Below are 21,202 nucleotides of genomic sequence, written 5' to 3' on the forward strand. Positions count from 1 at the left end.
CGGGGTTCCGCTGCTCCTATCGGGTGCTTTCGCCTGCGTCACCGGTGTTGATGAGGTGCCCGGGGCGCCGACCGTGCGAGCAGTTGGTCATGAAAACGGATCAGATGCTCCCGGGGCGTCGGTCGGTGCTGCGCATCGCCGCCTGCCTCGGCGCAGCCGCCACCGCCGGGCTGCTCTTCACCGAGCGAGGGTCCAGGACCCCGGTCACGCGCCCGGCAGCGGGTCCCCGGGCGGTCGCGCGCCGGCCGGTCAACGCATCGGCCTACCGGCTGCAGCCCATGACGGCGTACTCTCCGCCGAGATTCCGGCGGGCGATGCCACCCGTGCGCCAGCGGCCATTCCTGAAGATGTCGGCGGTCGGTCGCACCATGGTGCTCACCTTCGACGACGGCCCCGACCCCCGCTACACGCCGGGCATCCTGAGGACGCTGCGCAAGTACGAGGTGCCCGCGATGTTCTTCGTCTGCGGCGAGATGGCCTCGGACCACCGCGATCTGCTCCGTGAGATGGCCGACGACGGGCATGTCGTCGGCAACCACACCTGGTCGCACCCGCTGATCCCGAAGCTGCCGCCGTCCAGGATCCGCGAGGAGCTGGGCCGTACCAGCGAAGTGATCGAAGAGACGCTGGGCACCCCGCCGCTCTGGTACCGGGCTCCGTTCGGAGCCTGGAACAAGCACTCCTTCGAGATCGGCGCGAAGCTCGGAATGGAGCCGCTGGCATGGACCGTCGACACCCTGGACTGGACCGAGCCCGGCACGAAGACGATCGTCCGCCGCGTGCTGGACGGCGCGGGACCCGGCGTCGTCGTCCTGTCGCACGACGCGGGCGGCGACCGCTCGCAGAGCGTCGCCGCGCTGCGCAGCTATCTGCCCGAGTTGCTCGACGCCGGGTACCGCATCACGGTTCCGCGCCGCTGAACCGCGCGGCGGCTGCTCGACCGCCACGCGGCGGCTTGCCCGCAAAGGCCGGGGTCAGTGGATCCTGACCATCCGCGCGAACACGACGACGTTCCCGTCGTAGCCGTGCGCCTCGGAGTAGCCGCCGCCACAGGTGATCACCCGCAGCTCCGCCTGCCCTGTGTCGCCGTACACCTGGGAGCCGGGGAAGTTGTCCTTGGCGAACACCTCGACGCCGTACACCTCGAAGACCACGGTCTTGCCGTCGAAGCGGCTCACCTCGATGTGCTGGCCCTTCTGGACGGAGCCGAGGCCGTAGAAGACGGCGGGCCCTGACAGGTTGTCCACATGGCCTACGACGACCGCCGTGCCCCGCTGGCCCGGGGCGATGCCGTTCTGGTACCAGCCCGCCATATTGGGGTCGTGCGCGGGCGGCGCTGCGATCCAGCCCTCCGGGTCCAGGCCTACGTTCATGACCGGAGCGTCCACGTTGATCGCCGGAATCCGCACCCGTTCCACCGGGGCGTACGCGAGCGGCTCGAGGGCGAGTGGGATGAACGTCTCGCCCTGGGCACGGCCGGCCAGCGAGGCGGCCGCGGCCGGCTGGGGCGGTCCCAGGGAGACGTCCGCGCCATTCCTTATCATCGCGATTCCGCTGAGCAAGGCGAGGGCCAGCACGCCCCAGGGTGAGCGCCTCTTCTTCTCCGAGTCGCCGTGGTGCAGGCCCATGGTTCTCCCTTCGTGGCCTCTGTAAGCACGCTAAGCGCGCTCTGTCCACGCGGCGAGGGGGGAGAGGCGAACGGGTGGTGAGCATGGGCGATGCCCCATCCGAGCAATGAGCCGTATAAAAATTTCTGACGGTCTGTGACCTGCAGCTCCATCAGATCCTCCGGCGCGTCGTCGGCGTGTCGCCTCACTGGGGTGGACCAGTGTCGAAATGCGGCGTTTGTCCGCCCCAGTGAGTGTTCGTCATGGAAGACGTACTCGTCGATTTTCCCGGAGCGCCCGCTTTGGGGCGTCTTCCACAGGAGGTTCTACGATGCGTTCGACACGCTCTCTCGCAGTGGCCGCGGCCGCCATCGCGGCCGTCGCGCTCACTGCCCCGCTTGCCGCGGCGGGCGGTGACGTCGGTCCAGACGTCGGTGCAGACGTCGGTGTAGGGGATATCGGTCAAAACCTAGGGGTGATCGGTCAGGGAGGGGATGGTCTAGGGAGGAACGACCTGGGTGGGAACGTTCAGGGAGACAACGGTCACAGAGACAATGGTCGGGGCGGCAACGGTCAGGGAGATAACGGTCGCGGAGATAACGGTCAAGGGGGGAACGGCCGGGGAGATAACGGCCGGGGTGGGAACGGCCAGGGCGACAACGGCCGGGGTGAGAACGGGAACGGCCAGGGCGGCAACGGCCAGGGGGACAACGGTCGCGGAGACAACGGTCAAGGAGGGAACGGTCAGGGCGACAACGGCCGGGGTGAGAACGGGAACGGGAACGGGAACGGTCAGGGCGGCAACGGTCAGGGCGACAACGGTCAAGGGGGGAACGGTCGCGACAACAACGGTCAAGGGGGGAACGGCCAGGGAGACAACGGTCGCGACAACAACGGCCAGGGCGGGAACGGTGGCGACAACAACGGCCGTGACAACAACGGCCAGGGTGGCAACGGTGGCGACAACAACGGCCGTGACAACAACGGCCAGGGCGGGAACGGCCGTGACAACAACGGCCAGGGCGGGAACGGCCGTGACAACAACGGCCAGGGCGGCAACGGTCGCGACAACAACGGCCTGGGCGGCCTGGCAGGCGTCCTGGGGGGCAACAGCGCCGTCCGCGTCGTCCTCAACCCGCAATCCGTACACCAGGGCGGCTCCCTGACGCTCACGGTCCAGGGCTGCACCCGCGGCGGCACGGTCACGTCCAACGCCTTCCCGCAGACCAACCTCTCCGCGAACCGCACAGCCATCGCGCGGATCCACAACGACGCGGCACCGGGTCTGTACAACCTGGCGGTCAGGTGTGGTGACAGCGTGGCGGTGGCGACCCAACAGTTCACCGTGCTCGCAGGCAGGGGCGCGCTCGGCGGTCTCGGCGGCTCCGTCGGCCCCAGCTCCACCGAGATGGCGATCGGCGCCGGGCTGGTGCTCAGCGCGGCCGTCGGCGGCAGTCTCTTCATTGTCCGTCGCCGCCGTATGGTCGGCACTGACGCCTGAGCGGCTGAACGTCCCGGTCAGGTTGATACGCCCGTCGCCCCGAGTCCAGGTCCAGGACTCGGGGCGACGGGCGTATCAAGAGGGGTACGGGCAAAGCTCTCAGTGCCGGCGGCCCTCCGCCCGCCTGCGGACGACGAAGATGGTGGCGGTGGCCGCGACCACGACCAGTGCGGTGCCGGCCACGAGCTGCCCGCCGTTGAGCCCGCCGATGCTGCCGCCGAGCCCGCCCCTGGCGGGCCCGGGCGCGGTGGCGGTGGCGGTGCTGCCAATGGTCGGAGTGGACCTTCCGCCCGCGATCGTGAGGTTGAACGATCCGGTCCCCTGCCCGGGGCAGTTGAACTGGACCGAGTACTGCGCGCCGACTCTGGCGTCCGTGTCGACGACGGCCGTGGTGGAGGAGCCCGGTCGGATGGTGACGGTGTCGAAGACCCCGGAAGCGGCGGTGGCCGTGGTGTTGCATCCGCTGGCGGACAGAGTGACGCGCCCGCCCGGCGCGACGGTCGAAGGGCTGACGCTGAAGACGGGTGACGTCACCTGGTTGTCGGCTGCGGCCGCGGTGGGGGCGGTCAGCGTGAATGAGGCCACTCCCAGCAGAGCGGCGGATGCGACACGTATCGCACGCATGGACATTCCTCCGGGTCTCCGAGGAGCAGCTGCGGAACGGATTTCCACAAAAGGCAGAGAATGCACCTCGATGACCGAAACGCTAAGAGGGGCTGTTACTCCCCGCGATCGCTGTCGCGCGAATGGGTTATCCATGTCCCCCGTGCGGCCCATCGCCGGGGCGTGTCACGATGTCGTTTTCCGCTGCCGGGTGAAGCCGCGGCTGCGTGCCGGCGAGCGTACGACCGACCGGGTGCACTGGGGACGGAAGCCGTCCGTGCAGGCAAGGAGCGCAAGGATGTCCGAGCTGTATCCGCCGATCGAGCCGTACGAACAGGGGATGCTCGATGCCGGCGACGGCCATCTGGTCCACTGGGAGGTCTGCGGCAACCCTGACGGCAAGCCTGCCCTCGTCGTCCACGGCGGTCCGGGCTCCGGGTGCTCCACGGGTGTCCGTAGCTACTTCGACCCGGACCGCTACCGCGTCGTCCTCTTCGACCAGCGCGGCTGCGGCCGCAGTACGCCGCACGCCGCCGATCCCGCGGCGGACCTGACCCACAACACCACCGGCCATCTCCTCGCCGACATGGAACGGCTGCGTGAGCACCTCGGCATCGAGCGCTGGCTGCTCTTCGGCGGATCCTGGGGTTCGACGCTGCTCCTCGCGTACGCCGAGCGGCATCCGCGGCGGGTGTCCCAGATCGTCGTCAATGGGGTCACCACTACCCGGCGGTCGGAGATCGACTGGCTCTACGGCGGGGTCGGACGGTTCTTCCCCGAGCAGCACGAGCGCTTCAGGTCCGGTGTTCCCGAGGGGGACCGCGAGGGAGATCTCGTAGCCGCCTACGCGCGCCTGATGGCGGACCCCGACGCTCGCGTACGGGAGCGGGCCGCCGCCGAATGGTGCCGCTGGGAGGACGCCGTACTGTCCCTGGAACCCCAGGGCGGGCCGAGTCCCTACAGCGGCCGACCCTCGGCAGCGCGACTGGCGCTCGTACGGATCGCCTCTCATTACTTCGCGCACGGCGCCTGGTTGGAAGAGGGTGCCCTGCTGCGCGACGCCGGTCGGCTCAAGGGAATTCCCGGCGTCCTCTTCCACGGCCGACTGGATCTGAGCAGCCCGCTCGACACTGCCTGGGAACTGACTCGCGCATGGCCCGACGCCGAACTCGTCGTGGTCGACGACTCGGGGCACAAGGGCAGCGCCTCGATGCGAGCACAGGTACGCGGAGCACTCGACCGGTTCAGTTGTCCGAGTGACTGACGGAGCCAATGGTTCGGTTGAATCAAGCCATTCCGTCTTGGGATGAATTCCCCTGGTGGAAGGGGATTTCGACGATTCGCGACTGCGACTGAGGAAGATTTTTTCGCACGCGTTGAACACATCGCGCCCCGCTGTCCGTACCTAGGGCCATGAGCGGCGCACCTGGGCGCCGAGGCAAGCTCGATGGACTACGGGAGTGGACATGAACACCTGGCGGAACGCCTCGCTCGCGGTGACTGCAGCGGCCGTACTCGCGCTGACGACGGCGTGCGGTCAGGACAAAGGCACTGAGAACCCCAATGGTCAGGCGGTAGGCGCGGCCAACCCGGCGCAGCAGCCCGCGGACGGCGGCTATGGCTCGGACTACGGCGCCGGCGCCGCCGACCAGGCGGCCGCCAAGCCCGCCGGCCAACTGGCCGTCTGGGACAGCAAGGAGCTCGGCAAGGTCGTGACCGACAGCGCCGGCTTCACGCTTTACCGCTTCGACAAGGACACCGCCAGCCCGCCGAAGTCCAATTGCGAAGGCGAGTGCGCGAAGACATGGCCCGTCGTGGCCGCCGGCGGCGCCTCCGCCGCCCCGGGCACCGATGCCTCACTGATCGGCGAGGTGACCAGGGCCGACGGCTCCAAGCAGCTCACTATCGACGGCTGGCCGATGTACCGCTATGCCAAGGACGCCAAGCCCGGCGACGCCAAGGGCCAGGGCGTGGGCGGCACTTGGTTCGCCGCCGCCCCCGACGGCAAGAAGGCCGGCGGTGGCGCGGGTGCCGGTGCCGGTGCCGGTGCCGGCTCCGGCGGGGACTACGGCGACGGTGCTGGAGCCGGTGAGGAAGCGGGCGGCGGCGCCGACCTGGCCGGACTCTCGGTCCGCAAGGACCCCAAGCTCGGCGAGATCGTCGTCGACAAGAACGGAATGACGGTCTACCGGTTCAAGAAGGACTCGGCCTGGCCCATGAAGACGGCCTGCACCGGCGATTGCCTCAAGAAGTGGCCGGTTGTCGACCCCGTGGACAAGAACGACGCCGAGGGAATCCTCAAGAAGGGCTTTGTCACCTTCAGCCGTCCCGACGGAATCAAGCAGCAGACCATCGACTGCTGGCCGATCTACACCTTCTCGGGCGACGCCAAGGCCGGTGACACCAACGGTCAGGGCGTTGGCGGCACCTGGTACGCGGTATCTCCCCAGGGCAAGCTGGTCGGAGCGCCCAAGTAGTCCCCACGCCGCGCGCCCGGCCCGGGCCGGCCCGTCTCACGCCCCCCGCGTGATGGCGGGCCGGCTGCTGTGTAACGTCGGCGTGTGACCAAGAACGGACCGCTAATTTCCGTTTGGGCTCGCTCTCTTGGCGGGCGATCAGTAGCCTCGGCTCGAACACTGGCCATGGACATGGCCGAACTCCCCCGTGGCGACTTGTTGGAGACATCGATGGAGCGTCCCGCCTGGGCCCCGCAGGGCATCGACATATCGGTGCCGAGCGTGTCCCGCATTTATGACTACTACCTGGGCGGCTCGCACAATTTCGAAGTCGACCGGGAAGCCGCCCGCAGGGCCATGGAGTTCATGCCGGGCCTCCCCAAGATCATGCAGGCGAACCGGGCGTTCATGCGCCGAGCGGTGAATTACGCGGTGAGCGAGGGCGTTACGCAGTTCCTCGACATCGGCTCCGGCATTCCGACCTTCGGCAATGTTCATGAAGTGGCACAGAAGGCCAGCGCCGAATCGCGGGTCGTGTACGTCGACCACGACCCGGTCGCCGTCTCGCACAGCCGAGCCGTGCTGGACGGCAACGAGCAGGCCGTCGTCGTCTCCGCCGACCTTCGCAAGCCGCAGCAGATACTCGACAGCCCCGAGACCACCGAACTGCTCGACCTGGAGCGGCCGGTGGCACTGCTCCTCGTCGCCGTACTGCATTTCCTCGAGAACGAGGACGACCCGCAGAGCGCCGTCGCCCAGCTGCGCGACGCGCTCGCGCCCGGCAGTCTCATCATCGTCACCCACGCCTCGTACGAAGGAATCCCGGTGCCCGAGGAACAGGCGAGCGGCGCCGTCGACGTCTACCAGAACATACGCAACCCGCTGGTCATGCGCTCGCGCGGGGAGATCGCGCGGTTCTTCGAGGGGTACGAGATGGTCGAGCCCGGCCTGGTGTCCATGCCGCTCTGGCGGCCCCACACCCCCGCCGAGCAGGAGGACCCATATGCCTTCGCTGGCTTCGCCGGGGTGGGGCGCAAGGCGTGATGGCGCCGTCGCAGGCGGCGGGTTCCGCGGTGGACCCGGACGGCCTGGAGGACAGACTCCGCAGATTCGCGACGATCTGGAGCCGGGCCATCTTCCCGGTGACGGCCACGTCGCTGACCCGGCCCGAGGTCGAAGAGCATCTGCTGCCGCTGGCCCGGGAGTTGAGCCTCTCCCTGCACGCCCGCCCCTTCGACCCACAGGTCGCGCAGCGGGTCGGATCCGCCCTCGTCGAGGCACACTGCACGGACCCCGAGGCGCTCAGCCGCACGCTCGGCGTCATCGACGCGTACCTGGTGCTGTACTGCGGCAGCGGTGCTCCCGAGCAGACTGCCGAGGAGAGCCGGGCCCGCTGCGCCAAGCTGCAGCACGCGCTGGCCGCCGGCTTCGCCCAGGGGCTGCGTGAGCGCACACTGGCCGAGCAGGAGGCCATCGCCCGCTCCTCGTTGCTGGCCCGCAGCGACGCGATGCAGGCGCTGCACGCCACCGAGGCTCGTTTCAGCGCGGTGTTCGAGGGGGCCGCGATCGGAATCGGGATCGCCGACCTCGAGGGCAATGTGCTCGAGGTCAACGACACCTTGACGCGGATGTTCGGCGGGCTCGAGCACCATGTGCGCGGCAGGAAGGTGACCGACTGGGCGCATCCCGAAGACCGGCCGCATGTCTGGGAGTTGTACCGGGAACTGGTGCGCGGCGAGCGCGAACACTTCCGGGTGGAGAAGCCGTTCTACCGCAACGACGGCACCGTGCTCTGGACCAATCTGACGGTCTCTCTGCTGCGAGACGCCGAGGGTCTGCCGGAGTACCAGCTGGCGCTGATGGAGGACACCACCGAGCGCCGGCTGCTCAATCTGCGGCTGCGCTACGAGGCCACGCACGACGCGCTGACCGGACTGCCCAACCGCACGCTGTTCTTCGAACGGTTGGAGAAGGCGCTCTCCGCCGGCGACGGCGCCCGCTTCGGCCTGTGCTACCTCGACCTCGACGGGTTCAAGGCGATCAACGACAGCCTGGGACATGCGGCGGGGGACCGGCTCCTGGTGGAGGTCGCGGACCGGCTGCAGAGCTGCGCCACCGCGCCGGGCGAGATGGTCGCCCGCCTCGGCGGCGACGAGTTCGTGGCGCTGACGACCGGCCCCGACACCCAGCGCGAAGTCGACGAACTGGCCACCCGTATCCTCACCGTGCTCGGATCGCCCATCTGCGTCGACGGCCGGGAATTCAGCGTCCGCGGGAGCATCGGCATCGTCGAGGGTCCGGCCGGCGAGCGCACCACGGCCGAGGTGCTGCGCAGCGCCGACATCACCATGTACCGGGCCAAGTCCGCGGGCGGCAACCGCTTCGAGCTCGCCGACCCCGAGGCGGACGCCCGGGCCATCACCCGGCACGGTCTGACCACGGCGCTGCCCGCGGCGCTGGAGCGCGGTGAGTTCTTCATCGAGTACCAGCCGCTGGTGCACCTGGGCGACGGGAGCGTGCACGGCGCGGAGGCACTGGTGCGCTGGTGCCACCCGCAGCACGGCGTGCTCGGGCCGGACCAGTTCATACCGCTCGCCGAGCACACCGGGCTGATCGTGCCGCTGGGCCGCTGGGTGCTCCAGGAGGCCGTACGCCAGGCCAGGTACTGGCAGGAGCGGCACTCCGACGGCGGCCCGCTGCGGATCAACGTGAACCTCTCACCCGCCCAGCTGCACCACCCGGGTCTGGTCACCGACACGGTCGACGTCCTGGAGCGCTCCGGCCTCGAACCGGGCGCGCTCTGCCTGGAGGTCACCGAGTCCGCCCTGATCGGCGCCGACGAGGATCTGCTCAAGCCGCTGCGGCAACTCGCCGAGATGGGCGTGGACATAGCGCTGGACGACTTCGGCACGGGCTACTCCAACCTTGCCAATCTGCGCCGGCTGCCGGTCAGCGTGCTCAAGCTGGACCGGTCCTTCACCCAGGGAATGCAGCGCCACCCGGCCGACCCCGTCGACCTCAAGATCGTCGAAGGGATCGTCTCGCTGGCGCACAGCCTTCAGCTGGCGGTCACGGTCGAGGGCGTGGAGACGGGCGTCCAGGCGGAACAGCTGCGGGAGCTCGGCTGCGACACCGCGCAGGGCTGGTACTACGCCCGGCCTGGCCCGCCGGACAAACTGCACGCCCTGTCGCTGGCCGACGCGGTGTGACCGGGGCCGTCCGGTAGTCGGGGCTCTTCGCCCCGGACCCCGAAAAATTCAGCCTCGCCGGCGTTCGAGGCGCGGGGCCCGGGGCGGAGCCCCGGAGCTAGAGCACGGCGGCCCGCGTGTTCAGCAGCACCCGCTGCAGTTCACGCGCGGCGCGCGGCGGTGCCACGTCGCTGCGGTGGGCGAGCGCGATCGTACGCTGCAGCCCCGGCCTGGCCAGCGGCGTGACCTGGAGATCGCGGCCCGCCCGCTCGGCCACCATGCTCGGCACCACCGCGACGCCGAGCCCCGCCCGTACGAAACCGAGCACCGCGTCCATCTCGCCGCCCTCCACGGTGAAGCTCGGCTCGAAACCCTCCGCGCGGCACGCGGCGACCGTCAGCTCGCGCAGGTCGTAGCCGTGCCGGAACATCACCAGCGGCTGGTCGCGCAGGTCGGCGATCCGCACCGGCCGGCGCGGCGCGGCAGCCGTGGGGGCACCTCCCAGGCGAAGCTCCGGGGGAGACACCACGACCAGGTCCTCCCGCAGCAGCTCCACGGTCGTCAACGCCGGCGATGCGGGCGGCAGCGGCAGCACGATCAGGGCCAGGTCGAGGGAGCCGCGCGCCAGCTCCCGTACAAGATCGTGCGAACCGCTCTCCTCGATGAGCAGCTGGACGCCCGGATGCAGATCGTGGAAGGCGCGCAGCACATCCGGGAGCAGGCCGGTGCAGAGACTGGGCGTCGCGCCGAGCCTGACCCGGCCACGGCGCAGCTGGACCAGCTCCTGCACCTCGTGCCGGGCGGTGTCGGCGTCGGCGAGGATGCGCCGGGCCAGCGGCAGCAGCGCCTCGCCCGCGTCCGTGAGCGCGATATTGCCGCGGGCCCGGCTGAACAGCTCGGCCCCGAGCTCCTTCTCCAGCGCCCGGACCTGTTGGGAGAGCGACGGCTGGGAGACATGAACACGCTCGGCGGCATGCGTGAAGTGCCGGGTCTCGGCCACCGCCACGAAGTAGAGGAGCTGCTGGAACTGCATAAGATTTACGATAGGGCATGCCTATGGAGATGAGCCGGATCATGTCTTGGACCTCTGGAGCCCATCGGACCTAGCGTTCCTCGTATGGCTCTGGCAACACGGACGGATCGAAAACCGCCCCCCACGCGCACCTTCTGGGGATCGACGGTCGGCAAGAAGGCGGTCATGGCCGTGAGCGGGCTGATCATGCTCGGCTATCTGGTCGCGCATGTGATGGGCAACCTCAAGGTCTTCTTCGGCCCGGAGGAGTTCAACGCCTACGGCCACTGGCTGCGCACCATGGGCGAGCCCGTCCTGCACTACGAGTGGGCGCTCTGGATCGTCCGCGTGGTGCTGCTCGCGGCCGTTGTGGCCCACGCGGTCTCGGCGTACCAGCTCAGCCGCCGTGACCTGAAGGCCCGGCCGACTCCGTACGCGCACAAGCGGCGGCGCGCGAGCTACGCCACCCGCACCATGCGATGGGGCGGCATCATCGTCGCGCTGTTCATCGTCTGGCATCTGCTCGACCTGACAACGCTCACCGTCAACGAGAACGCCCAGCCCGGCCATCCGTACGAGAACGTCGTCGCGACCTTCTCCACCTGGTACGGCAACGTCATCTACATCGTCGCGATGCTCGCCGTCGGTCTGCACGTCCGGCACGGATTCTTCAGCGCCGCCCAGACCCTCGGCGTCGGCAACGCCGCCCGCGACCGCGCGCTCAAGTCGCTCGCCGACATCCTCGCGGTGGTGCTGACCGCGGGCTTCGTCTCCGTGCCCGTCGCCGTCATGACCGGAGTGGTGAGCTGACATGAACGACTGCACCGACTACACGGCTTACGGGACCGGCGCGCCGATCGCCGACACCAAGGCCCCCGAAGGGCCCGTCGCCGAGCGCTGGGACCGCCGGCGCTTCGAGGCCAGGCTGGTCAACCCGGCCAACCGCCGCAAGCACACCGTCATCGTTGTCGGCACCGGTCTCGCGGGCGGCGCGGCCGGCGCGACACTCGCCGAACAGGGCTACCACGTCGAGCAGTTCTGCTACCAGGACTCGCCGCGCCGCGCTCACTCCATCGCCGCCCAGGGCGGGATCAACGCCGCGAAGAACTACCGCAACGACGGCGACTCGATCCACCGCCTCTTCTACGACACGGTCAAGGGCGGCGACTTCCGCGCCCGCGAGTCGAACGTCCACCGGCTCGCCCAGATCTCGGTGGAGATCATCGACCAGTGCGTGGCGCAGGGCGTGCCCTTCGCCCGCGAGTACGGCGGCCTGCTCGACACCCGCTCCTTCGGCGGCGTCCAGGTCTCCCGTACCTTCTACGCCCGCGGCCAGACGGGACAGCAGCTCCTGCTCGGGGCCTACCAGGCGCTGTCGAAGCAGATCGCGGCCGGCTCTGTGACCCTGCACGCCCGCACCGAGATGCTCGATCTGATCGTCGTCGACGGGCGGGCGCGCGGCATCGTCGCCCGCGATCTGGTCACCGGGGAGATCTCCAGCCACGTCGCGGACGCCGTGGTGCTGGCATCCGGCGGTTACGGCAACGTCTTCTATCTGTCGACGAACGCCATGAACTCCAACGCCACAGCCATCTGGCGCGCCCACCGGCGCGGCGCGTACTTCGCCAACCCCTGCTTCACCCAGATCCACCCCACCTGCATCCCGCGCACCGGCGACCACCAGTCCAAGCTGACCCTGATGAGCGAATCGCTGCGCAATGACGGCCGTATCTGGGTGCCGAAGGCGCGTGGCGAGAAGCGGCCACCCAATGAGATCCCCGAGGACGAGCGCGACTACTACCTGGAGCGGATCTACCCGTCCTTCGGGAACCTCGTCCCGCGCGACATCGCATCGCGGGCCGCGAAGAACGTCTGCGACGAGGGCCGCGGCGTCGGCCCCGGCGGGCAGGGTGTCTATCTGGACTTCGCCGACGCGATCCGGCGGATGGGTCGGGAGAAGGTCGAGGAGAAGTACGGCAACCTCTTCGACATGTACGAGCGGATCACCGCCGAGAACCCGTACGAAGTCCCGATGCGGATCTACCCCGCCGTGCACTACACGATGGGCGGACTGTGGGTCGACTACGACCTCCAGACCACCGTCCCGGGTCTCTTCGCGATCGGCGAGGCCAACTTCTCGGACCACGGCGCGAACCGGCTGGGCGCGTCCGCGCTGATGCAGGGTCTGGCTGACGGGTACTTCGTACTGCCCTCCACGATCAGCGACTATCTTGCCCGCAACCCGAACCCGCGGAGTGTCGACGCCTCGCACCCCGCGGTGACACAGGTGCTCGCCGAGACCGAGGACCGGCTGAGCCGGCTGCTCGCGGTGGACGGTGACCGCACCCCCGACTCCTTCCACCGCGAACTGGGGGAACTCATGTGGGAGTTCTGCGGAATGGCGCGCACGGACGAGGGCATGCGCAAGGCGCTCGGCCGCATCCCGCAGATCCGTCAGGAGTTCTGGCGCCGCGTCAAGGTGCCGGGCACCGGCCAAGAGTTCAACCAGTCGCTGGAGAAGGCCAACCGCATCGTCGACTATCTGGAGCTCGCCGAGCTGATGTGCCTCGACGCACTGCACCGCACCGAGTCCTGCGGCGGCCACTTCCGTGAGGAGTCCCAGACCCCGGACGGCGAAGCCGCGCGGAAGGACGAGGAGTTCTCGTACGCCGCTGCCTGGGAGTTCACGGGAGCGGGCGCGGCGCCCGTCCTGCACAAGGAAGACCTCGTCTTCGAGTACGTCCACCCCACCCAGCGGAGCTACGCATGAAGCTCGAACTGCGCGTCTGGCGGCAGAAGAACGCCGACGCACCCGGTGTCATGGTCACCTACGAGGTGGACGGGATCTCCCAGGACATGTCGTTCCTGGAGATGCTCGACACCCTCAACGAGGAACTCATCCTGCGCGGAGAGGACCCCGTCGCCTTCGACCATGACTGCCGTGAGGGCATCTGCGGAGCGTGCAGCCTGGTCATCAACGGCGACGCCCACGGCCCGGAGCGCACCACCACCTGCCAGCTCCATATGCGGTCCTTCAAGGACGGCGACACCATCGACGTCGAGCCGTGGCGCGCCTCCGCCTTCCCGGTGGTGAAGGACCTGGTGGTCGACCGCAGCGCCTTCGACCGGATCATCCAGGCCGGCGGCTACATCACCGCCCCCACCGGAGCCGCTCCCGAGGCGCACGCGACGCCCGTGGCCAAGCCGGACGCCGACTTCGCCTTCGAGCACGCCGAGTGCATCGGTTGCGGCGCCTGCGTCGCGGCCTGCCCCAACGGCTCAGCGATGCTCTTCACCTCGGCGAAGGTCAACCACCTCAATGTGCTGCCGCAGGGCGCGCCCGAGCGCGAGACGCGGGTGCTCGACATGGTCGCGACGATGGACGAGGAGGGCTTCGGTGGCTGCACGCTGACCGGCGCATGCGCGACGGCCTGTCCCAAGGGCATTCCGCTGCCGTCCATCTCGGCCATGAACAAGGAGTGGCTGCGGGCCACCCGGAAGGTGCGCCGCTGAGGCCTTCCGTGCGGCATGGGGGCCGCGAGATTCAGGACAGCTTTGCGGTGTGAGGACGACCACCTTTTCCGGGCCCACGCAACAAAGTATTCACACAACTGCTACATCGGCCGCAGGATTTGCGTCTGGAGCGGCCGCCGGGCGTGCGGACAATAAGATCAACTTTGTTCAACTCTGCACTGTGTATAGCGACATGTCCGCATAGCAGCCAACCAATTCCCGGAGATTTCCCCGGCGTTCAGGTGTGCCGGTAGGCATGGCGAGGGCACGGGCGGGCTGACCTCCGCCCGTGCCCCACCGAACCACTGCCATCTCTGGGGATTGCCATGCCTGAACTCACCCGCCGACGCGCCCTGGGCGCCGCCGCTAGCGCCCTCGCCGGACTCGCGGTAGCCGATCTCGTCGTCGCCGGCCCCTCGCGGGCCGATGCGTCCGCCCCGAAGGCCTCCGACCCGGCGGCGTTCGACGAGGTCTTCCTGGGCCGCCGCATTCAGGGTGCGGCGGCCTCGCACAACGGCGGACACCACGGCGGCGGACACCACGGCGGGGGATACCGCGTGCGGATAGACGGCGACGAACTGCATGTGATGCGGAACGCCGACGGCACCTGGATCAGCGTCGTCAACCACTACGAGACGTTCGCCACCCCCCGCGCCGTGGCCCGCGCCGCCGTACGGGAACTCCAGGGCGCCGACCTCGTCCCCCTCGTCCTCGCCTGATCCGGGAGCACCGCCATGACCGTACGCAAGAACCAGGCCCAGCTCACCGCCACCGAGAAGCGGCGCTTCGTCGACGCGCTGCTCGAACTCAAGCGCACCGGGCAGTACGACACCTTCGTCACCACCCACAACTCCTTCATCATGAGCGACACGGACAACGGCGACCGGGTCGGCCACCGTTCGCCCTCCTTCCTGCCCTGGCACCGCAGGTTCCTCATACAGTTCGAACAGCAACTCCAGGCCGTCGACCCGACCGTGGCACTGCCCTACTGGGACTGGACGGCTGACCGCACGGCCGGTTCCTCACTCTGGGCGGCGGACTTCCTCGGCGGAACCGGCCGCGCGAGGGACGGGCAGGTGATGGACGGCCCGTTCGCCCTCGCCTCCGGCACATGGAGGGTGACCGCGGGCGTGGACGGGCGCGGCTATCTGCGCCGGGCTCTCGGCGCCGGCGGGCGGCAGCTGCCGACCCGTGCCGAGGTCGACTCCGTACTCGCCATGTCCACCTATGACGCTCCGCCGTGGAACAGCGCGTCGGACGGCTTCCGCAACCACCTCGAAGGCTGGCGCGGCGTCAACCTGCACAACCGGGTACATGTCTGGGTCGGCGGCCAGATGACCACCGGAGCCTCCCCGAACGACCCGGTGTTCTGGCTGCACCACGCCTTCATAGACAAGCTCTGGGCCGATTGGCAGGCACGCCACCCCGGCTCGACGTACCTCCCGGCCGCCGGCACACCGAACGTCGTGGATCTGCGCGACACCATGCGTCCGTGGAACGACGTGACGCCGGCCGACATGCTGGACCACACACGCCACTACACCTACGACACGGTGGCCTGACGCGTTCTGCCCTGCGCCACACCTTGCCGGCGCAGGGCAACCCGGGCGGGCGCCGGGGCGCTGGTCGGCCTCGCAGTCCCGTCGGGTCCGCATAGCTGGTCAGCCCCGCATTGCCGTCGGGTCGGCGTCGCTGGTCAGCCCCGCGATCCCGGCGAGCCGGCGGAAGGAGTCCAGCAGCGCCGCACGGTCATACGTACTGCTCGTGACCAGCACCTCGTCCGCGCCGCTGTCCTTCACCACGGCCTCCAGCGCATCCGCGACCTGCTCCTCCGTTCCGGCGATATGCCCGCGCAGCCCGGACTCGTAGAACCCGCGCTCCTTCTCGGTCATCGTCAGCTCCTCGATCCGCTCCGGCGGCGCGAGCGGTGGGAACACACCGTGCGTCCGGGAGTACGCCTGCGCCCACGCCTCCGGCATCAGCAGCCGGCGGGCCTCCGCCTCTGTGGCGGCGACCATGACCGTGCCCGAGACGACCACATACGGCTGCTCTGACCAGGATGACGGCCGGAAGTCCCGCCGGTAGCGGTCGACGGACGCCAGCATCCGCTCGCGACCCCGTATGTCGCCGATGACCAGCGGCACTCCGGCCGCGCCCGCGATCTGCGCGCCCTCACCGGTCGCCAGGAGATACGGCGGTACGCGCAGGCCCTCCGCAGGGCGGGCGTGCACCTGCGGATGCGCCCTCTGCTCACCCGTGAACCAGCCCAGCAGCTCCTCCAGCTGCCCGGCGAAGTCCTCGGCGTCCTTCTTGTCCCGGCCAAGCGCCCTGCGAATCCCGTCCGTGAACCCCACCGAACGGCCGAGCCCCATGTCGATCCGGCCGGGGAAGAGCGATTCGAGCACCCCGAACTGCTCGGCGACGACCAGCGGTTGATGGTTCGGCAGCATCACGCCGCCGGTGCCGACGCGGATGGCCGAGGTCGCGGCCGCGACGGCCGCCGCGAGCACGGTCGGCGCCGAACCGGCCACTCCGGGCACGCTGTGGTGCTCGGACACCCAGAAGCGGTGATAGCCGAGCGCCTCCAGCTCCTGCGCGAGACGAACCGTGTCGCGCAGGGCGGCGGGCCCGTCGTGCCCCTCGCGGGTGCGGGAACGGTCGAGTACGGACAGCCGGGTGGACGCGATCACTGAGCTCACACCCAGTTCAACACGCTCACCGCAGCAGGATTCCCCCGGCCTTGCCTAGGGTGGCGCTGTGACGCGAAACAGCAGGCCACTGGCCATATTCGACCTGGACGGTACGCTCGCCGACTCCGGGCACCGGCAGCGCTTCCTGGAGCGCAAACCGCGTGACTGGGACGCCTTCTTCGCGGCTGCCCCCGACGACCCGCCGCTGGCGAAGGGCATCGAGATGTGCCTGCAGGCGGCCGAGGAGTGCCACGTCATGTACCTCACGGGCAGGCCGGAGCGGTGCCGCAGGGACACTCTGACCTGGCTGGCCGAGCAGGGACTGCCCGAGGGCAGGGTGTTCATGCGGCGTAACGACGACCGCCGGCCCGCCCGCACGACGAAGCTGGAGATCCTGTGGCGGCTGGGCCGCGACCGGGAGATCCGGATGCTGGTGGACGACGACCAGTTGGTGTGCGACGACGCCGAGCGGGCCGGCTTCCGGGTCGTACGGGCCGGATGGGCGGCCGACAGGTCCGAGGCGATGAAGGACGCGCAGGGACGGGAGGGCCGCACCTGATCCGTCGTACGCGCCGGGCCGGGCCTGGTGGCCGTACCGTCCCGGTGGTCGTACGTCCCGGGGTCGTACGGGCCGGTGGTCGTACGGGCCGGTGGTCGTACGGGCCTGGTGGGGTCGTATGGGTCCGGCGGTCACTCGCCGTCGTCGAGCCGGAAACCGACCTTGAGGCCGACCTGGTAGTGCTCGATCTGCCCCTCGAGGATATTCCCGCGGACCTGCGTCACCTCGAACCAGTCGAGTCCCCGCAGGGTCTGGGACGCACGGCTGATGCCGTTGCGGATGGCGTCGTCGACGCCCTCGTGGGAGGTGCCGACGATCTCGGTGACCCGGTAGGTGTGATGTGACATATGTGTCGCACTCCTCTCGATGCGTTCACTCCACCGTGCCCCACCAAGGGGCAGTCCGCGAGACGTCGGGAGCCGGACGGTCGTCAGCGGCACCGGCCGACGCCGCCGCGTGGCACGCGCCGCGGCCGTCCGCGCGGGCGACGATCCGGCCGGCTTCGACACGGACGGCGGCCTCGGTCGCGTCGCTCACGGCGGGCACGCCGGCCGCTGCGGCGAGGGCGCCCGACTCGTCGCACACCACCTGAAGGCGCGGCCATGCCGACGCCGGGAAGGCCTGGCGCAGGCACGCGCGGAGACCGGCGACGCTCAGCCGTGCCAGGGGTGCCAGCTCGCCGGGGTTGGCAGTGACCAGAACGGCGGTGACCGTCGCGCCGGGCGGTGCGGCCCGCACCAACTCCTCGGCGGCTTCGAGGCGGTGCAGCCCGAGGATGCCCACCACGCCGTCGTCAGTGAGCCGCGCGGCCTCGCCGCGCAGCGCGTCCACCGCCCGCGGCGGGCCCCACGGCTCATCGGCCGTGCGCGCGTGCGCGATGTAGGGGAGGTACGGCAGCGGCCATGCGTCGTCGAGATCGAGGCCCGCCAGCTGCTCGCAGGCCCTGACGACGTTGAAGGGATCGATGAACCCGGGCGCGGCGTCGGCCAGTTGGGTCGCGCCGTACAGGGTCGTGAGGGCGGCCTCCGCAACGCGCACCAGACGGCCTTGCGGCGCGTCGTGCGGTCGCAGCCGCTCCAGGGCCAGCCCGAGGAGGATCGCGTCCAGTTTCAGCAGCTGCCCGAACGGGCGGCGCATCGATTCGTCGGCGATGATCTCGGGCATCAGGTGCATGCCGAGCCGGGCCGAGCCGCGATTCTCGCCGTCGTCAGCGTCAGCGTCGGTGCCGGTCCCGGCGAGCGGCAGCCGGGCGACCCAGGCGCGGGCGAACGCGCCGAGCGCCTCAAAGACCGTGCTGTCCGGCTCCGGACGCGACGGTACGGGCACGCTGACGGGCACGCTGTCCCGAACCACAGCCTCCGGAGCCTGCGGCTTGGGCGCGCGCTCGGCGAGGTCGGCCAGAACCGCGAAGTAAAGGGCTCGCTTGCCGGGGAAGTTGGAGTACACCGCGCCGCGAGTCAGCCCGGCGCGCTCGGCGATGCCGTCCACCTTGGCGTCCCGGAAGCCGCGCCCGGCGAACTCGTCCCTGGCGGCGGCGAGCACCTTGGCGCGGTTGAGCTGCTGCAACTCCGCTCTGCTGAGCCGGCCCATTACCCCTCACTCATCGCCGTGTTGCCGTCCGTCGCGGGTCAAGATACCGTCGCCATTCAGATGGTGACGTCATATGGTCCGGACATTGCAACTCGTACCGGTGAGGGGACGCTTCCGAGTGACAAGCATCGGTGACGGCGGCTCCGTGCCGGCATGCACGTTCTGCGGGAAGAACCAGAAGCAGGTCAGCAGACTCATCGCGGGCCCCGGCCGGCTGTGCATCTGCGACGAGTGCGTCGGGCTCTGCAACGAGCTCATCGACGAGGAGCGGAGCGAGCCCTCTCAGGTGCCGTGGGAGGAACTGCCGAAGCCGCGTGAGATCTTCGCGTTCCTCGAGCAGTACGTCATCGGGCAGGAGAGCGCCAAGAGGACTCTCTCGGTCGCGGTCTACAACCACTACAAACGCATCCGGTCCCAGGGCGGCGGCACGTCGCGGCGCGCGCAGGACGAGCCGGTCGAACTCGGCAAGTCCAACATCCTGCTGATCGGCCCGACCGGCTGCGGCAAGACCTACCTCGTCCAGACGCTCGCCCGGATGCTCGACGTACCGTTCGCGATCGCCGACGCGACGGCGCTGACGGAGGCGGGGTACGTCGGGGAGGACGTCGAGAACATCCTGCTGAAGCTGATCCAGGCGGCCGACTACGACGTCGCGAAGGCCGAGACCGGGATCATCTACATCGACGAGATCGACAAGGTCGCCCGTAAGAGCGAGAACCCCTCGATCAGCCGGGACGTCTCCGGCGAGGGCGTCCAGCAGGCGCTGCTGAAGATGCTGGAGGGCACGACGGCCTCGGTCCCGCCGCAGGGCGGACGCAAGCACCCGCACCAGGAGTTCATCCAGATCGACACGGGCAATGTGCTGTTCATCGTCGGCGGGGCGTTCGCCGGTCTTGAGCGGATCGTCGAGCAGCGGTCCGCGCGCAAGGGCATCGGGTTCACCGCAACGATCCCCACCGCACAGGAGCGGACGGACCGGGACGCCTTCGCCGAGGTGATGCCCGAGGACCTGCTGAAGTTCGGGCTGATCCCGGAGTTCGTCGGCCGGCTTCCGATGGTGTCCAGTGTCCGGCCGCTCGACCGTACGGCTCTGACGCGGATCCTCACCGAGCCGCGCAACGCGCTGATCAAGCAGTACCAGAGGCTCCTCGAACTCGACGGCGTCGAGCTGGAGTTCACCGATGAGGCCGTCGGCGCGATCGCCGAACAGGCCCTGCTCCGCCGTACCGGAGCCCGGGCGGCCCGGGCGATCCTCGAAGAGGTCCTGCTCAATGTGATGTACGAGGTGCCGAGCCGGGACGACGTGGCCCGCGTCGTGATCGACCGCGACACCGTGCTCGACAACGTCAACCCGACCCTGGTGCCGCGCGAGCGGCCGGGCGAGGCAGGGGAGCACCGGGAGAGATCCGCCTGAGGCCGGGCTCTGCGCGGCCTCGGCGTTCAGTGTGCGATGGAGTCGATCAAGTCTCGTGCGCCCTGGCGCAGGAGGGTGACGGCCACGGAGGTGCCGAGCGTGGCCGGGTCGAGGGGGCCGGCCCACTCGTGCGCGTTGAGGACCGTCTTGCCGTCGGGCGTGAACACGCAGGCGCGCAGGGAGAGATCGCCGCTGCGTTCGGCCTTGGCGTAACCGGCGATCGGGCTGTTGCAGTGACCCTGCAGAACGTGCAGGAACATACGTTCCGCCGTGGCCTCGCGGTGGGTGTCCGGGTCACCGAGGCCGCTGACGATGTCGATCACGTCGGTGTCGTCCTCGCGGCACTGCAGGGCCAGGATGCCCGCGCCGATCGGCGGGCACATCACCTCGGGCGCGAGGACCTCGGCGACCACGTCCGTGCGGCCGATGCGCTCCAGGCCGGAGACGGCCAGCAGCAGCGCGTCGGCCTCGCCGCGGGCGAGCTTGTCCAGACGGCGGTTGGCGTTGCCGCGCATCGGTACGCACTCGAGTTGCGGGTGGGAGGCGGCGAGCTGGGCCCTGCGGCGTACGGAGGAGGTGCCGATCCGCGTCCCGGCCGGGAGCTCGTCGAGAGTGAGTCCCGCGGGATGGATGAGGGCGTCGCGGATGTCGTCGCGCTTGAGGAAGGCGGCGAAGACCGTGCCGGCGGGCAGCGGCCGGTCGGCGGGCACGTCCTTGACGCAGTGCACGGCGAGGTCCGCCTCGCCGGCGAGCAGGGCGGCGTCCACCTCCTTGGTGAACGCGCCCTTCCCCTCGACCAGGGAGAGATCGCCCATCCACTTGTCCCCGGTCGTCTTGACCGGTACGACCTCGGTGCGGATGCCGGGGTGGAGCGCGGCCAGTTCGGTGCGCACCCGCTCCACCTGGGCGAGCGCCATGGGCGAGTCGCGGGAGACGATGCGGATCAGCTCAGGGGTGGACATGGCACCACAATAGAGGCTCTGACTCGCCACTCTCTCCACCGGACCCGACGCCCATCTCAACGGTGAGGCAAGGCGGTTGGTCCATTCGGGCAGGCGTGCGGGATCTC

The 21,202-nt window shown here is 69.6% G+C and carries 20 protein-coding genes; 13 read left to right on the forward strand and 7 right to left on the reverse strand.

Translation table 11 applies throughout. The features are described from left to right. Positions 1–89 precede the first annotated feature (89 nt). Complete coding sequence (locus ACFYWY_RS09135; protein WP_389182032.1) at positions 90–920, forward strand: polysaccharide deacetylase family protein; 831 nt, start codon at positions 90–92, stop codon at positions 918–920. 54 nt (positions 921–974) lie between these two features. On the opposite strand, the gene ACFYWY_RS09140 is transcribed toward ACFYWY_RS09135, so the two are convergent. Further along, positions 975–1,628 carry a class F sortase gene (locus ACFYWY_RS09140; RefSeq protein ID WP_389182035.1) on the reverse strand — a complete coding sequence of 218 codons (654 nt, stop codon included), beginning with the start codon at positions 1,626–1,628 and terminating at the stop codon, positions 975–977. Positions 1,629–1,938: 310 nt separating this feature from the next. On the opposite strand from ACFYWY_RS09140, the gene ACFYWY_RS09145 reads away from it, so the two are divergent. Next, a complete protein-coding gene (locus ACFYWY_RS09145; RefSeq protein WP_389182038.1) occupies positions 1,939–3,108 on the forward strand; it encodes a hypothetical protein in 1,170 nt (389 codons plus the stop codon). A 99-nt stretch (positions 3,109–3,207) separates the two neighbouring features. Here ACFYWY_RS09145 and ACFYWY_RS09150 read toward each other — a convergent pair whose 3' ends face one another. Beyond that, complete coding sequence (locus tag ACFYWY_RS09150; RefSeq protein WP_389182041.1) at positions 3,208–3,732, reverse strand: hypothetical protein; 525 nt, start codon at positions 3,730–3,732, stop codon at positions 3,208–3,210. Positions 3,733–4,009: 277 nt separating this feature from the next. Here ACFYWY_RS09150 and pip point away from each other — a divergent pair, with 277 nt between their 5' ends. From pip to ACFYWY_RS09170, 4 genes are all read left to right on the forward strand, one after another. After that, positions 4,010–4,975 (forward strand): prolyl aminopeptidase, encoded by a 966-nt coding sequence (pip, locus tag ACFYWY_RS09155; protein WP_389182044.1) that lies wholly within the window; start codon positions 4,010–4,012, stop codon positions 4,973–4,975. Positions 4,976–5,177: 202 nt separating this feature from the next. After that, positions 5,178–6,188 (forward strand): SCO0930 family lipoprotein, encoded by a 1,011-nt coding sequence (locus ACFYWY_RS09160; RefSeq protein ID WP_389182047.1) that lies wholly within the window; start codon positions 5,178–5,180, stop codon positions 6,186–6,188. A 210-nt stretch (positions 6,189–6,398) separates the two neighbouring features. Beyond that, entirely contained in the window at positions 6,399–7,211 is an 813-nt protein-coding gene (locus ACFYWY_RS09165; RefSeq protein WP_389182049.1) for an SAM-dependent methyltransferase, read from the forward strand. Continuing rightward, entirely contained in the window at positions 7,211–9,376 is a 2,166-nt protein-coding gene (locus tag ACFYWY_RS09170) for a putative bifunctional diguanylate cyclase/phosphodiesterase (RefSeq protein WP_389182052.1), read from the forward strand. The genes ACFYWY_RS09165 and ACFYWY_RS09170 overlap by 1 nt, the downstream gene beginning before the upstream one ends. 97 nt (positions 9,377–9,473) lie before the next feature. Here the strand turns inward: ACFYWY_RS09170 and ACFYWY_RS09175 are convergent, their stop codons facing one another. Then, the gene (locus ACFYWY_RS09175) at positions 9,474–10,388 is read right to left on the reverse strand and encodes a LysR family transcriptional regulator (RefSeq protein ID WP_389182056.1); all 915 of its coding nucleotides are present in this window, start codon (positions 10,386–10,388) and stop codon (positions 9,474–9,476) included. An 84-nt stretch (positions 10,389–10,472) separates the two neighbouring features. On the opposite strand from ACFYWY_RS09175, the gene ACFYWY_RS09180 reads away from it, so the two are divergent. The 5 genes from ACFYWY_RS09180 (at position 10,473) to ACFYWY_RS09200 (ending at position 15,442) form a co-directional block, all read left to right on the forward strand. Then, on the forward strand, positions 10,473–11,177 hold the full coding sequence (locus ACFYWY_RS09180; protein ID WP_389182059.1) for a succinate dehydrogenase cytochrome b subunit: 705 nt from the start codon (positions 10,473–10,475) through the stop codon (positions 11,175–11,177). A gap of 1 nt (position 11,178) precedes the next feature. Continuing rightward, positions 11,179–13,137 carry a fumarate reductase/succinate dehydrogenase flavoprotein subunit gene (locus tag ACFYWY_RS09185; RefSeq protein ID WP_389182061.1) on the forward strand — a complete coding sequence of 653 codons (1,959 nt, stop codon included), beginning with the start codon at positions 11,179–11,181 and terminating at the stop codon, positions 13,135–13,137. Next, positions 13,134–13,880: a succinate dehydrogenase/fumarate reductase iron-sulfur subunit gene (locus tag ACFYWY_RS09190; protein ID WP_389182064.1), complete on the forward strand. Its 747-nt coding sequence runs from the start codon at positions 13,134–13,136 to the stop codon at positions 13,878–13,880. Before ACFYWY_RS09185 ends, ACFYWY_RS09190 begins: the two co-directional genes overlap by 4 nt. Before the next feature lie 326 nt (positions 13,881–14,206). Continuing rightward, positions 14,207–14,599 (forward strand): tyrosinase cofactor, encoded by a 393-nt coding sequence (locus ACFYWY_RS09195; RefSeq protein ID WP_389182067.1) that lies wholly within the window; start codon positions 14,207–14,209, stop codon positions 14,597–14,599. 15 nt (positions 14,600–14,614) lie between these two features. Continuing rightward, positions 14,615–15,442 (forward strand): tyrosinase family protein, encoded by an 828-nt coding sequence (locus ACFYWY_RS09200; protein WP_389182070.1) that lies wholly within the window; start codon positions 14,615–14,617, stop codon positions 15,440–15,442. A gap of 99 nt (positions 15,443–15,541) precedes the next feature. Here ACFYWY_RS09200 and ACFYWY_RS09205 read toward each other — a convergent pair whose 3' ends face one another. Further along, positions 15,542–16,579, reverse strand: a complete 1,038-nt coding sequence (locus ACFYWY_RS09205) for an LLM class flavin-dependent oxidoreductase (RefSeq protein WP_389182073.1) — start codon at positions 16,577–16,579, stop codon at positions 15,542–15,544. A 58-nt stretch (positions 16,580–16,637) separates the two neighbouring features. On the opposite strand from ACFYWY_RS09205, the gene ACFYWY_RS09210 reads away from it, so the two are divergent. Next, positions 16,638–17,129, forward strand: coding sequence for a hypothetical protein (locus tag ACFYWY_RS09210; RefSeq protein ID WP_389182076.1), 492 nt, complete (start codon positions 16,638–16,640; stop codon positions 17,127–17,129). Positions 17,130–17,260: 131 nt separating this feature from the next. Here the strand turns inward: ACFYWY_RS09210 and ACFYWY_RS09215 are convergent, their stop codons facing one another. Then, a complete protein-coding gene (locus ACFYWY_RS09215) occupies positions 17,261–17,476 on the reverse strand; it encodes a dodecin (protein ID WP_389182079.1) in 216 nt (71 codons plus the stop codon). A 25-nt stretch (positions 17,477–17,501) separates the two neighbouring features. Then, positions 17,502–18,719 (reverse strand): helix-turn-helix domain-containing protein, encoded by a 1,218-nt coding sequence (locus tag ACFYWY_RS09220; protein WP_389182082.1) that lies wholly within the window; start codon positions 18,717–18,719, stop codon positions 17,502–17,504. Between the two features lie 118 nt (positions 18,720–18,837). Here ACFYWY_RS09220 and clpX point away from each other — a divergent pair, with 118 nt between their 5' ends. Continuing rightward, positions 18,838–20,133, forward strand: coding sequence for an ATP-dependent Clp protease ATP-binding subunit ClpX (gene clpX, locus ACFYWY_RS09225; protein WP_389182085.1), 1,296 nt, complete (start codon positions 18,838–18,840; stop codon positions 20,131–20,133). Between the two features lie 26 nt (positions 20,134–20,159). Here clpX and hemC read toward each other — a convergent pair whose 3' ends face one another. Beyond that, positions 20,160–21,095 (reverse strand): hydroxymethylbilane synthase, encoded by a 936-nt coding sequence (gene hemC / locus ACFYWY_RS09230; protein ID WP_389182088.1) that lies wholly within the window; start codon positions 21,093–21,095, stop codon positions 20,160–20,162. Positions 21,096–21,202: the final 107 nt, after the last annotated feature.

It is taken from the genome of Streptomyces sp. NPDC002870 (assembly GCF_042888505.1).
Taxonomy (GTDB): domain Bacteria; phylum Actinomycetota; class Actinomycetes; order Streptomycetales; family Streptomycetaceae; genus Streptomyces.